Raw genomic sequence first — 13,114 nt, forward strand, 5'->3', positions numbered from 1 at the left:
CGCTTGGTCAATTGGCCTGCCGTCATCGGCTGATACGATCTAAGCAAGGGCCGGATCCCGCATCTGATAGAGCATCGACACCACCGGAAACGGCGGATAGCCCAACTGGAATGCACCCTCGGTATCGTTGTCGGGGTTCCGGCGCAGAACGCCAATCCAGTAGATCGTCGCGACCTTCACCCGGGTCGGAACAATGGCGCCGGACGGAACCTCCCCATCCTCAATGAACTCTGCGGCGCCGGTTTTCAGATAGGCAATGACGGCCTCGCTCACGGCCTCGCATAGTAGCTCAAGGGCCGCATCCTCGTCATCACCGTCAATGCGGAGCGCGGCCTTGATTTCGTCCAGATCGACAAGCTGCACCATCACGAAGCCCTCGCATCCCGACCCTTCTTGACCGCCAACCGCCAGCCCTTGCCGCCATCCGGCTTTTCGTCTGTCACATCCTGCGCGATCCACAGCGAGCCGCCGTAGCTGACGGCATCGCCCTTTTCGTAGCTTTCGCCCGATTTGTAAGGCCCACGATCAACGATGCCGGGTAGGCGGATGGATTTCACCACGTCGCCACGCTGAAACTTGACGACAACCCGGCCATGCTCATCGGACTCAAAGCTCATATCCTCGAAGCCGAGTCCATCAGCACCGTCCTTACCATCAGCACCATCGCGGCCCGGCTCGCCGTCCTTGCCGACGAACACGCCAAGATTTTTCGTGGTGCCGTCGCTCATCACCGCGACCAGACTGCCGCCATCGGCGCGGAACAGATCTTTCACGTCCAGACCGTCACGGCCCGGCTCACCGCGTTCTCCGGGCGCACCATCCCTGCCATCAACCCCATCACGGCCATCCTTACCGTCTTGCGGCGCAGGTATGGATTCCAAGAACTCCCTTACCTGATCCCGCAAGACGGGAAGCACGTCATCCAACCCAACGCTGGCGCCATCCTTGCCATCGCGACCGTCCTTGCCAGCCGCAGGCTCCGGGCGCTCTGCAAGCGCCCTTTCCAGAACCTCAATTCGGGCCAGAAGCGGCGCGGTTGCAGCCTTTACGATTCCGGCCAGTTCCTCGCCAAATGCTTTCGCGTCGATCATGCGGCCTCCAAGCTCTTGCGCATCGCAAGCAGCGTCTCCGCCATAAAGGCGCGTTCCTCGGCTGCGTCCTGCGCCGATGCGTCCGGTTGCGGGGCCGCTTCGGCTTTCGCCCACGGATCAGGCCGCGCATCACGCTTCGCCAGAGCCTCAAGGCTGTAGTTCTGTTCTTGAAGCATCGGACTGTCGCCGCCCTTTTTCGGCCCCAGATCGAAACGACGACGCATCTCATTGGGCGAAAAGATGCCTTTGGCCTTGTCCATGACCTCCATCTGAGTCACAGAATCCATGCGCAATAGGCCGTCCAGATCGAACTCCGTCCCGATCCCTTCGGCCATGCCTAGCCCTTCATCAAGGCAGATTTCCGCGTCCTCGATCAACGATTGCAGGCACTGGCTGTAATATTCGACGTTCAGCGCCTGGATGTTGTTGTAGGTCGGCATTTGGCCGATGCCGATCTTGTAGGGAGGCACATGGTAGGTGCTGCACACCACTTCTGCGGTCCATTTAAGCTGTTCGATCATCTGGGCGTCGGTCGATTTCATCGCCAGCGCCTCGAATTTCAGCCCATCACCGAGGACTGCAATCTTGCCGCCGCCGCGCCCCGAATAGCGCTCCTCCCAGGTCTCTTTCAGCCGCGCCGCTGTCTCATCGGAGATAGCGCCTGGGGCGGTCAGGATACCGCCGGGGACCGATCGATTGCCGAAGAACGACGCGCTGTTGTTCTGGATGTTCAGGCCCTGCGTAGCAGCCAACCCATTGGCGAAGATTGGTGACAACCCGACCAGCGGATGAAACAGCGTGTTGAATCTGTCGTGGATGATTTCTCGGGCCGGAACGACGATGCTCTCCTTGCCAGCAGACAGGTTGTCGGGCTGTATCTCGTAAAAGACAGACCCGTCATCAGCAATCAGCGGCTTCACCCGCGCCGGATCTAGGATGTGCATCTGCATCACGACGCCGCGGCCATCCCGCACCTTGAGGACGTAGGTATTGCCGCAGGACAGCTTGGACAGCACCCAGCTTTCCCAGAACTGGATCCGGGTCTGGTAGCTGTTCGGCTTCCGCAGGACCGGCGAATAGGCCGGGTTCGCCACCTCGGACCAGATGCCGGAACCATCCTTCTGCACCAGCTTGACACGCAGCTTGGCAATGTCCCGAGCGATCAGGGTCATGCAGGCAAAGACGGCGTGGAATGCGAGGACAGACTCCTTGCTGACCTCGACGTTCCTTTGCCAAGCACCAGGGAACGATTCCAGCACACGCCATCCGCCCCGAGACGGAACCTGATGCAACGCCTTTTCCTTGCGCTTGAACGGCCACATCGGCGTTACCTCTCGTATGGTGACGGCTCAGGGAACCGCTCATCGATCCAGCGGCAGAACGCCCGGTCAAGCGCCACGCTGTCCGAAATCGACACAACATCCTGACTGCGCGGCGGCTTGGACCACCTGTGCAACTTCACATCATCGCGGCGGACGGACGGCTGCGGATGCAGGTTGTGATAAAGGGTCCGCAGGAGATAGGCGTAGCCTGCGTATTCCTCGATCAGCGCCACCAACTTATCCCGCTCGTAAACAGTCGGGGTGTGCAAACCGAAGAACAACGGCCTCTCTACACCCTTGGCTATCAGAATATCTCTCGTGGCACGGGTCTGCGCGCGATACTGACCCGCAGCCGACGAACTGCGCAGGTATTCGTCAATCGTGCCCCTGTCCTCATGCCGGAACTTCCATGGGCGAAGCACGAAAATGTCATCATGCATGACGATAAAGCGCGACGAAACGCCAGCGGCGCATGCCGCCAGAATATTGGCGGTCGATGAGGCATAGCGGTTCGCGTTCCTCGCGACCGGAACATGAACAACGCCCGGAATGTCGGGCTTGTCACCAGCAACGATCACCCGGTCATGCGTCACATTGACAAGAGACCGAATGGCGTAACGCAATTCGAAATCGTCATGCGCTTTCTTGTAGGGGATAACAACTGACCTGCCCCCCGGAAGTTCCCTCGCTGTGATGTAGAGTCTGCCCAACCTGAGAAGGAGCAGACGACATGAGGAAAAGCCGGTTCACCGAGGCGCAGATTATCGGGATGATCAAGGAGCAGGAGGCGGGTTTGCCGACTTCCGAGCTTTGCCGGAAGCACGGGTTGAGCCCCGCGACGTTCTACAAGCTCAAGGCGAAGTATGGCGGGATGGACCTGTCGGACGCCAAGCGGCTGAAGCAGCTCGAGGACGAGAACGCGAAGCTGAAGCGCCTTCTGGCCGATGCCATGCTGGACAACGTGGTTCTGAAGGATCTCTTGGGAAAGCCCTGACGACACCGGTGCAACGGCGGGACGCGGTGCTGCGGGCGATGAAGGATCATCCGATCTCTCAGCGTCGGGCCTGTGTCCTGATCGGTGTCGATCCGAAGACGGTGCGGCGTGACAGGCCACCCGACAACCCGGAAATCCGTGAGGAGATGCACAAGATTGCCGAGAAGCGCCGGCGGTTCGGCTACCGGCGCGTGGGCATCCTGCTGGAGCGCAAGGGCATGATCATGAACGAGAAGAAGCTCTATCGCATCTACCGGGAAGAGGGCCTGTCGGTGCGCCGCAGGCGTGGCCGCAAGAGGGCACGAGGTAGCCGGACGCCAATACCAGCGCCGTTGAGGCCAAACCAGCGGTGGTCGTTAGACTTCCTGTCCGACACGTTCGGGGCCTGCCGCAAGTTCCGCATTCTGGCTGTGAACGACGATTGCTGCCGCGAGAACCTGGCGTTGATCGCTGACACGAGCATCTCTGGGGCTCGGGTGGCACGGGAACTGGATGCGCTGGTCAGGATTTACGGCAAGCCCGCTTGCATCGTCAGCGACAACGGAACCGAGTTCACCAGCAAGGCCATCCTGAAATGGGCCAACGCGAACGGCGTCGAATGGCACTACATCGACCCGGGCAAGCCGCAGCAGAATGGCTACATCGAAAGCTTCAACGGCAGCCTGCGCGACGAATGCCTGAACGAGGAAATCTTCGACAGCCTGGCTGATGCCCGCCGCAAACTGGCCCTCTGGCGCTACGACTACAACAACGTCAGGCCCCATTCCTCGCTGGGCAACAAGACCCCGTCCGACGCGCGCCGAGCGCTTGAGCAATCTGAGGGCTCCGCGCCCGGCGCGCTTGCCACACCCGAAACCAACCAATATCAACCCCAAGGACTCTCGTTATGAACGAGGGACGACCGGGGGGCAGGTCAGCGATTATACGCGCGGTCGCGGCCGACGAAGATCGTGTCCACCGCCGTCTTCATGTTGTCGTAGATCCCACGCGCACAGGCGCCGCCGAAGAAGGCAAAGGCCTTGTCATGGGCATCGAACACCATTTCCTGCGTCTCTCGCGGGTAGGCCCGGACGAACAGCATCCGGCTATGACAAAGCCGGACGTGAGCCACCTTCACCGTGGTGGTCACGCCGTCGATCAGAACGACCTCGTGACTCCAGTCGAACTGGTAGGCTTCACCCGGATCGAAGCTCAGTGGCACATAGGCGGCGGCTGACGCTTCCTGCTCCGCCTGCGACCACGAAGCCGCATAGCGTCGGACCGCGTCGTAGCCGCCGTCATATCCGAGGGCCCTGAGCTCTTCGAAAATCCGGATGCGGGTCAGCCGCTCGCGCTTCGGCTTGCGCGCATTCGCCGCCAGCATCTCGTCGAGCTTGCCTTTCCAGGGACCGATCTTCGGCTGCGGTTGGACGGTTCGCTCGTAAGTCATCTCCGTTGCGCCGGACCGGATCACCTTCCGAACCGTGTTCCGCGATACCCGCAGCTCTCGGCAGATATGCTTGATCGACTTCTTGTCCTGGAAATACGCCCGGCGGATCTTCGCAATCGTCTCCACAACCAGCATCCCACACTGTGCCCCCCGATAGCCTCGGAGGCATCATGACCATCAGCGTAAGGGGGGTCATTTTTGGAAGCCGATTACCCCGTTACGGGGTCAATTTTGCACGCCGGTTCACAAATTTGCGCAGAAAGTGTCGAAATAAGACTTTGTAACCAGATGCATGATGGATCCCAGCAGTGACGATGCTCGGGAAGCATATACGACCGTGCTGCAGCACAACAATCCAAAATGTACCTCTGGCGTCAGGATGCAACTTTACTGGCGCAACGAATGGTCCGAATGGCGTGCGGCTACGCAGCGTCGAGAGGGGCGACAGGCGGCTTTGGGCCGTCTTTGCCACCTTTGCCTCTCACGGCCACATCTGCGCCGCATGCAAAACCCGCAGGATCACCAGCGCTCCCCCGACCTCAGCATAGACCACAAGATAGTTAGGCCGGACGACCATTTCGCGTGTCCCTGTCACCCTGCCCGGCCGATACGCTCTAAGCCGATCAGGCAGCTTGCCAACCTTTGCCTCGATCTCATCCAGCAGCGCAAGTGCCGCTGTCGGATTGTCATCGGCGATGTACTCGAAGATCGAACGCAGGTCGTCACGGGCGGCTTGCCGCCATTCCACCTCAGGCACGGCGCTTCCGCTCGATCAGTTCGCGCATCTCTGCCATGACATCGGCATGACGGATCGTCGGCCGATCATCCTGAAGTGCTTCGCGCACCTTGGCACGAAACCACGCGTCATAGGCATCTGGATCGGCTGTCAAACCGGCCGGCAACCCGCCCTCCCGCGCGACGCGGGTCAGCAAGATGCGAACCGCATCCGACAGGGTCAGGCCGACGCCAGCCAGCGCCTCAGCAGCTTGGGCCTTGAGTTGGTCGTCCACGCGGACGTGCAGCATCGAAGTTTGTGCGGGCATGGTGGCCTCCTGTGCTTTCAGCATTGTATCTCAAATGAGACCCAGAAGCAAGGCATGGTCACCATCCGGTCACCTCCCCCGGATTCGACCAGATTGCACGATCTTCGACACCTTTGCACATTAGCACCGCCCGGTGGCCCGCTTCCCCCGACGCCTCGAATCCTAGGGCGTGTTGACAAAAGGGATTCACCGGGCGCGGTGATCGTGATTCAAGCTGGTATCTGCAATGGAGACCAGCGTGGCACGAAACCTGATGTCGAACGACGAGTGGGCGTTCTTTGAACGCTTCATCCTGGCTGTCCGTTCTCCGAACGGCCGCAAGCCCACGAACCATCGGCTTGTTCTGGATGGGATTTTCTGGATCGCCCGAACGGGGTCGCCCTGGCGCGACCTGCCGGAAGAGTTCGGCAAATGGTCGTCTGTCTATCGGCAGTTCCGGCGCTGGACGTTGGCGGGGCTGTGGGAACAGATCCTGGAGGCGCTGAACGAGAGCCGGATCGTGCCGGATGCGCTGCAGATGATCGACAGCACCGTGGTTCGCGCTCATCATCAGGCAGCGGGCGCAAAAGGGGGACTCCGCGCCAAGGTTTCGGCCGCTCGCGAGGTGGCTTCACGACCAAGATCCATCTGCGGGTCAATGCGGCAGGCCTGCCCATGAGAACCGAGATCACGGCCGGGCAGACATCGGACTACCTCGGCTTCGATCTGGTCATGGCTGACAACCTGCCCGAGCCAAGCGTTCTGCTCGCAGACCGCGGCTACGACTCCGACAACATCCGCAAGACCATGGAGGTGCGCGACGTGGTGCCGGTCATCCCCATGCGCAAAACCCGGAAGCTACGGGTCGCCGTTGACCGCAGGCTCTACCGCCTGCGCAATCTCGTTGAGCGGTGCTTCAACAAGCTCAAGAATGCCCGTCGCGTCGCCACCCGCTACGACAAGACCGCCGAAAGCTTCCTGGGCTTCATCGACATCACGTCGATCCGCCTCTGGCTCCGCCATTTGTCAACATGACCTAGACTTTCATGCAGTCTCGTGTCATCTCGTGCAATGGGGTGACAAAGCAATTTCTGGCTTCACATCGAAGATGTCAGCGGTTCAAATCCGTTATCGCCCACCATGATTCCCAGCGACTTAGGCCAGCGCATAGAATGCGCGCCTAGGTCGGCTGGATCCCTCCTCCCCCAGGCAGCAGGACGACCGCGCATTTTCGCAGCCCCGCCGGTTGTTGACGGCGGCGGCTCTGTCTAGCATCGCCGCGGACGATCAGGGCAACAGGGGCATGCCATGAAGCTAGGGACAATGTTCGCGGCCTTCGCCATCGCCGCCTGCCTGGGCCAGGCCGCGACGGCGCAAGAGATCGCGTTCTTCCGCATCGGCACCGGCGGCACCGCCGGCACCTATTACCCGATCGGCGGGCTGATCGCGAATGCGATCTCGAGCCCGCCCGGCTCGCGTGCCTGCGAGGAAGGCGGCTCTTGCGGCGTGCCGGGCCTGGTGGCGACGGCGCTGGCCACGAGCGGATCGGTCGGCAATGTGAAGGCCATCGACGGCGGCAGCCTGGAGGCCGGCTTCAGCCAGTCCGACGTGGCCTATTGGGCGCAGACCGGCACCGGGCTGTGGGAAGGCCAGCCGGCGGTCGAAAAGCTGCGGCTGATCGCCAACCTTTACCCGGAAAGCATCCACCTGGTCGCCCGCGCCGAGGCCGGCATCGCCTCGGTCGCCGATCTCAGGGGCAAGCGGGTATCGCTGGACGAGCCGGGCTCGGGCACGCTGGTCGATGCCGAGATCATCCTGGCGGCCTTCGGCCTGTCGGAAAGCGACATCACGCCGGAATATCTTCGGCTCGACCAGGCGGCCGGCCGCATGCGCGAGGGGACGATAGACGCCTTCTTCTTCGTCGGCGGCTATCCGGCGGGGGCCATCGCCCAGCTGACAAGCCAGCAGGAGGTGGCGCTGGTGCCGATCGCCGGACCCGAGGTCGACGGGCTGCGCGAAACCTACACCTTTCTTGCCGCCGACACGGTGCCGGCCGGCACCTATGAGGGGCAGGATGCCGATGTCTCCACGCTTTCGGTCGGGGCGCAGCTGGTGACAGGCGCCGACCAGCCCGAGGTGCTGGTCCACGGCATCACCCAGGCGCTTTACAACCAGACCACGCAAAGGCTGCTCGCCGCCGGCCATCCCAGGGGCAGGCTGATCACGCTGGAGAATGCGACCCAGGGCGCGGGCATCCCCTTCCATCCGGGCGCCGAGCGTTTCTACAGGGAAGCCGGCCAGCTGGAATGAACCGAGTCGCGAACGGCGATGCCCGTGTCCGTGGGCCGGTGCTTGCCTTGGCAAATTATTTCCATTATACATGAATAATGGAAAAAAATCGCGTTCTCGGCACGCTCGCCGCCCTGGCCCATGACATCCGGCTGGATGTGTTTCGCTTGCTGGTCCAGGCCGGTCCCGAGGGTCGGACGGCAGGCGAGATCGCGGATATGCTGAACATCCGCGCCAATACGCTGTCGAACAACCTGACCGTCCTTGCCGCGGCGGGGCTGGTGCATTCGGCGCGCGAGGGCCGCTCGATCCGCTATTTCGCCGGGATCGAGGCGATGCGCGGGCTGCTGGCCTTCCTGATGCAGGATTGCTGCGGCGGCCGGCCCGAGCTGTGCCAGCCGGTTCTGGACCAGATCGCCCGCAACGGCCGGAGGCCCGCCATGACCGACCATCCCTATCACGTCCTTTTCCTCTGCACCGGCAATTCGGCCCGCTCGATCCTGGCCGAGGCCATCCTGAACGCCGAAGGCAAGGGCCGGTTCCACGCCCATTCCGCCGGCTCGTTTCCCAAGGGCACGGTCCATCCCCTTGCCCTGCAGCTGCTCGAGCGGCGGGGGCATGACACGGCCGGGCTGCGCTCGAAAGGCTGGGACGAATTCGCCGGACCCGAGGCGCCGCAGATGGATTTCGTCTTCACCGTCTGCGACGATGCGGCCGGAGAGATCTGCCCGGTCTGGCCCGGCCAGCCGATGACCGCGCATTGGGGCCTGCCCGACCCGGTCGCCGCCACCGGCACCGAGGCCGAGCGGCACCTGGCCTTTGCCGAGACCTATCGCGCGCTGAAGAACCGCATCTCGGCCTTCGTCAGCCTGCCCATCGCCTCGCTCGACCGCCTGTCGCTGCAAGGCCATGTGGACCGGATCGGCCGGGCCCCCGATACCCGCGCCGAAGGCTGATCGCCGGCCTTTCGCAGCGCGGGCCGGCGGGGGCCAAAATCGTCGCAATCGGCACCCCGCGCCGCCATAGTCTGGCCCCGGCGGATGCGCGGCGCATTGGTGAACGGCCCCGGCGACCTTCGCGCCCATCGCGCGACCTTCGCGCCCATCGCCAGGAACACCCGTCGGCGCGCTGGCGAACGGCCGGTGACGCTGGCGCCGGTGGCCGTCGCCCGAACGCCTTGCCCCAGGGGACCGTGATCGCCTTCCGTCACGGCCCCCCGGCAGTCCGCGTCGGGGTTCAGAACCGCCAGCCCCCGGCAAGCCGGATGCTGCGCCCCATCTCGTAAAGATTGGTCACGCCGCCCGACACGCTGTAGGGGGTGGAGTGATCCAGGTAGCGCTTGTCGAAGATGTTCTGGATCGCCAGGCTGTATTCCTGCCCTTCCGCCGGCCGCCAGACCACCGACAGGTCATGCACGGCATAGCCCGGCAGTTCCCCGAGCGCGGTGAAGGTGGCGGGCAGGTCGTCCTCGGCCAGGACCAGGATGCTGGTCCAGGCGAATTGCAGGTCATGCGCGGCCATGGCATGGGCGATGTCCAGCACGAGCTTGTCGCCCTGGGGCGCCACGCCGTTCGACCAGTCGCCCGGCCCGACCGGAACGCCGGCGTAATCGACATCGGCGCGGGAATAGCTGAGGTCCAGGCTCCAGTCGCCCCAGTCGCGGCCAAGCCGCGCGGTAAAGCCCCGGCTGTCGATGTCGCCGCCGCGCGTCCGGGCATAGGGCATGCCGCGCTGCCCGCCGTAAAGGATCGAACCCTCGATGCGAGTGTCGAAGAGGATCAGCCCCGCGCGCCATCCATTGGCGTCGAAGGTGGCGCCGATCTCGGTGGTGCGGGCGCGTTCGCCCTCCAGCGTCGGGTCGGTGGCGGCGGCGTTGATCCCGCTTGTCAGCTGCGTTCCCGGCACCGGACGGACGCCGCGATGCGCCTCGGACCACGAGGCGAAAAGCGACAGCCCCTGCCCCGTTTCAAAGCGCAGCCCGACATTCGGGCTGAGGTGGTCGCCGTCATAAACATTCCCCGCCAGATCGGTCAACGAGGCGCTGTCATAGCGCAGCCCGCCCGAGGCCAGCCAATGCCCGGCAAAGCCGTATTCGGCCTGCAGATACAGGCCATGCGTCTCGCCCGTCTCCGAGACGCGCGGGCCCGAACCGGCGCGGCCGCGCGACTGTTCCCTCGTGTAGTCATAGCCATAGGTCAGCACCAGCGCCCCCAGTTCCGAACGGTTGCGGATATCCAGGCCGCTGGTCAGCCACTCGCCCTCGGACGGCGAGGCGGTCAGCCGCTTCAGCGCGCTGCGGTTGTCATAGGCGCGCAATTCCAGGTCGATCAGCGGGTTGCCCGCCGGAGCATAGGAATAGCGCAGGCTGGTGGTTTCGCGGATGAACTCCTGGTCCTGCGGCTCGGCATCCGGCAGGCCGAAATTGGCCTGCGTGGCGCGCATGCCGTTATCCTCGCGCCGGTTGTGGGTCAGGGCGATCTCGTGGTCCGAGGCGGGACGGAAGCGCAGCTTCACCAGACCCTCGGCGGGTTCGTCGTCGCTATAGGGAACCTCGTTGCCGCCGCCGTCCTTGTAATTGCCGGCCCAGGTCTTGGACCCATAGACCAGATAGGAAAAGCGCTCGTCCGGCCGGCCGTAGAAGCCCAGGGACGGCGAAAGCCGGTCGCCATTGCTCTGCCCGGCGAAACGCAGCATCACCCCCTGCCGCTGCCCCGGCAGAAGCAGATCCTCGGCATCCTTGGTCTCGTAGCGGATGGCGCCGCCCAGGGCGCCCGGACCGGCCAGCGCGCCGCCGGTGCCCGCCTCGACCTCGACCCGCTTCAACATGAAGGGGTCGATGCCCATGTTGCCGTTGTGGCGAAACAGGTTGCCGCTCTGGCGGGCGCCGTCCACGGTGACGTTGAGGCTGGTTTCCTCGATCCCGCGGACATAGACCCTTTGCGCCGTGCTGCGGTCGGCGCCGCTGACATGGACCTCGGGCTCGGCGGCATAAAAATCGTTGAGCGTCAGCGGCTGGCGCTGCACGATCCTTTCATCGGTCACCGTCTCGCCGTCCTTGTCGGTTCCGGCCTTGAGATAGATCGTTTCCAACCGCACCGTGTCCTCCTGGGCCGCGGCAGAGGTCATCGCCAAAGCCGAAGCCGTGACCAGCCCGGCGGCCAGGCAAGCCCGGCGCCCTTTTCCCGAAATCAACCTTTTCACAATCATCTGTTCCTTCGCCTCCGGCAAACCCGATAAATTTTCTTGGGTATGCGGGCTTGTATCAGCCGGGCGGGGGGCGGTCTGTTTCGCCCCGGCCAAAAGCCGTCGAGAAACGGACAGGGCGCGGTCAGTATCCCGGACGGCGGCCGCGCCCGGTCGGGGCGGCGCTGTCGCGCAGGAAGTCCGAGGGGGTCATGCCCGTCACCTTGCGGAACATGGCGGTGAAGGCGCTCTGGCTGGCATAGCCCAGGTCCAGCGACACGGCCAGCACCGACTGCCCCTCGGCCAGGCGCGCCATCGCCTCCATGATCCGCAGCCTTTGCCGCCATTGCCCAAAGGACAGCCCGGTTTCGCGCAGGAACAGCCGCGCGAGCGTGCGCGCGCTCATATGCACGGCATCGGCCCATTGCTCCAGCGACCGGCCGTCCTCGGGGTGGCGCACCATCCGGTCGAGCAGCGGCCCCAGCCGGTCGTCTCCGCTTAGCGGCAGGTGCATCGCCGCCACGTCGCGGGCGCTGCGGATCTGGTCGGCGATCACCTGATGCACCCGCGCATCCGCCCCGACCGGCAAGGCCTCCGCCCCGCGGCCAAGCGCATAGGCGATCAACTCGGCCAGCAGGGGCGAGACGGTCATCACCTTGGCCCGGCCCGGCATGTCGCGGCAGATCCCGGCATCGACATAGGCGTTATGCACCTCGGTCGCGGCAATCCCCTCGACATAATGCAGCACGCCGGAGGGGATCCAGATCGCCTGTCGGGGCGAGGCGGTCCAGATCTCGCCCTCGGTCCAGATCCGGCAGCGGCCGCTGCGCGGGAACAGGAACTGGCCGCGGGCATGGGCATGGGGCTTGCAGGCCTGGCCCTCGTGCAGGCGGGTGATGCGCAGCAGCAGCGGTGCGCTCCAGCTGTCGATCTGGCGCAGGCGCCCGAGTTCGGGGCCGGCAAAAGCGGTCGTCCGGTCCTGGGCAAAGCCTGGCATGGTCGCGGGATACCTCCTGATCCGCCATGCCTAGAATACCTGAGTGTTAAGGTAAATAATTTCGGGCAGCGATGACTTGTCGCGCCCCGGCAGCCCGCCCGCCTAGTTCGATCCCAGGTGGCGCAGCCCGTGGGTCACGTCGGCGCGCACGGCAAGCCGCAGCCCCGGCTCGTCCCCCGCCCGCAGCGAGGCCAGGATCATGCGGTGATGGCGCGGCGGCTCGTTGCGCTTCATCCGCCCGTAAAGCGCCCGCATGGTCGGGCCCAGCTGCAGCCAGACCGTCTCGACGATGGCCAGCATCGCCGGGGCTTGGGCGCGCAGGTAAAGCAGGCGATGAAACTCCAGGTTGGTGCGGATATAGCCCACGGCGTCGTGCCGTTCTGCCGCCTCGCCGATGGCGGCGTTGATGACGGCCATGCGCTCGATAAGGGCCTGGTGGGCGCGCGGCAGGGCGCGGGCGGCCAGTTCCGGCTCGATCAGCCCGCGCAGGGCGGCAAGCTCCTCGATCCGCTCGACCGACAGTTCCGGCGTGGCGATACGCCCCGAAGAGGACAGCGACAGCGCCCCCTCGGCCCCCAGCCGCCGCACCGCCTCGCGCGCGGGCGTCATCGAGACGCGATGCTCGGCCGCGATGCCGCGCAGGGTCAGGGGCAGGCCCGGCGGCAGCTCGCCCAGCATGATGCGCTGGCGCAGGTTGCGATAAAGCCGCTCATGGGCCGAACTTTCCGAGGAACGCGAAGCTGTCATGCGCCATCTGTGATCACAAATGCCGGCGCCGTCAAGCCGC

General features: G+C 64.3%; 12 protein-coding genes and 2 pseudogenes. 4 read left to right on the forward strand and 10 right to left on the reverse strand.

The window, feature by feature from the left end:
• Positions 1-39: 39 nt before the first annotated feature.
• The 4 genes from E3U26_RS04240 to E3U26_RS04255 are packed head-to-tail and all read right to left on the reverse strand — an operon-like array spanning position 40 to position 3,036.
• Positions 40-366 (reverse strand): head-tail connector protein, encoded by a 327-nt coding sequence (locus E3U26_RS04240; RefSeq protein WP_499105564.1) that lies wholly within the window; start codon positions 364-366, stop codon positions 40-42.
• The gene (locus tag E3U26_RS04245) at positions 366-1,091 is read right to left on the reverse strand and encodes a collagen-like domain-containing protein (RefSeq protein ID WP_499105565.1); all 726 of its coding nucleotides are present in this window, start codon (positions 1,089-1,091) and stop codon (positions 366-368) included. The genes E3U26_RS04240 and E3U26_RS04245 overlap by 1 nt, the downstream gene beginning before the upstream one ends.
• Positions 1,088-2,413, reverse strand: coding sequence for a phage portal protein (locus E3U26_RS04250; RefSeq protein ID WP_499105566.1), 1,326 nt, complete (start codon positions 2,411-2,413; stop codon positions 1,088-1,090). Before E3U26_RS04250 ends, E3U26_RS04245 begins: the two co-directional genes overlap by 4 nt.
• 5 nt (positions 2,414-2,418) lie before the next feature.
• Entirely contained in the window at positions 2,419-3,036 is a 618-nt protein-coding gene (locus tag E3U26_RS04255) for a hypothetical protein (protein WP_499105567.1), read from the reverse strand.
• 107 nt (positions 3,037-3,143) lie between these two features.
• On the opposite strand from E3U26_RS04255, the gene E3U26_RS04260 reads away from it, so the two are divergent.
• A protein-coding gene (locus E3U26_RS04260; protein ID WP_114537220.1) for an IS3-like element ISPfe1 family transposase occupies positions 3,144-4,297 on the forward strand; the annotation gives its coding sequence in 2 pieces (ribosomal slippage) (positions 3,144-3,390 and positions 3,390-4,297; 1,155 coding nt in all).
• 26 nt (positions 4,298-4,323) lie between these two features.
• Here E3U26_RS04260 and istA read toward each other — a convergent pair.
• From istA to E3U26_RS04275, 3 genes and pseudogenes are all read right to left on the reverse strand, one after another.
• A pseudogene (gene istA, locus E3U26_RS04265) lies at positions 4,324-4,971 on the reverse strand (IS21 family transposase); the annotation flags it as partial.
• Positions 4,972-5,317: 346 nt separating this feature from the next.
• Entirely contained in the window at positions 5,318-5,593 is a 276-nt protein-coding gene (locus tag E3U26_RS04270; protein ID WP_116222242.1) for a type II toxin-antitoxin system RelE/ParE family toxin, read from the reverse strand.
• Positions 5,586-5,903, reverse strand: a complete 318-nt coding sequence (locus tag E3U26_RS04275; protein ID WP_425355728.1) for a type II toxin-antitoxin system RelB/DinJ family antitoxin — start codon at positions 5,901-5,903, stop codon at positions 5,586-5,588. Before E3U26_RS04275 ends, E3U26_RS04270 begins: the two co-directional genes overlap by 8 nt.
• A 229-nt stretch (positions 5,904-6,132) precedes the next feature.
• Here E3U26_RS04275 and E3U26_RS04280 point away from each other — a divergent pair.
• From E3U26_RS04280 to E3U26_RS04290, 3 genes and pseudogenes are all read left to right on the forward strand, one after another.
• A pseudogene (locus E3U26_RS04280) lies at positions 6,133-6,893 on the forward strand (IS5 family transposase).
• Between the two features lie 273 nt (positions 6,894-7,166).
• A complete protein-coding gene (locus E3U26_RS04285) occupies positions 7,167-8,168 on the forward strand; it encodes a TAXI family TRAP transporter solute-binding subunit (RefSeq protein WP_499105568.1) in 1,002 nt (333 codons plus the stop codon).
• Between the two features lie 77 nt (positions 8,169-8,245).
• Complete coding sequence (locus E3U26_RS04290; protein WP_499105569.1) at positions 8,246-9,103, forward strand: arsenate reductase/protein-tyrosine-phosphatase family protein; 858 nt, start codon at positions 8,246-8,248, stop codon at positions 9,101-9,103.
• 280 nt (positions 9,104-9,383) lie between these two features.
• Here the strand turns inward: E3U26_RS04290 and E3U26_RS04295 are convergent, their stop codons facing one another.
• The 3 genes from E3U26_RS04295 to E3U26_RS04305 form a co-directional block, all read right to left on the reverse strand.
• A complete protein-coding gene (locus E3U26_RS04295) occupies positions 9,384-11,243 on the reverse strand; it encodes a TonB-dependent receptor domain-containing protein (protein WP_499105571.1) in 1,860 nt (619 codons plus the stop codon).
• Between the two features lie 232 nt (positions 11,244-11,475).
• A complete protein-coding gene (locus E3U26_RS04300) occupies positions 11,476-12,327 on the reverse strand; it encodes a helix-turn-helix domain-containing protein (RefSeq protein ID WP_499105572.1) in 852 nt (283 codons plus the stop codon).
• A gap of 102 nt (positions 12,328-12,429) precedes the next feature.
• Complete coding sequence (locus tag E3U26_RS04305; RefSeq protein ID WP_036758106.1) at positions 12,430-13,074, reverse strand: GntR family transcriptional regulator; 645 nt, start codon at positions 13,072-13,074, stop codon at positions 12,430-12,432.
• Positions 13,075-13,114: the final 40 nt, after the last annotated feature.

Source organism: Paracoccus ferrooxidans (assembly GCF_029909815.1).
Classification (GTDB): domain Bacteria; phylum Pseudomonadota; class Alphaproteobacteria; order Rhodobacterales; family Rhodobacteraceae; genus Paracoccus; species Paracoccus versutus.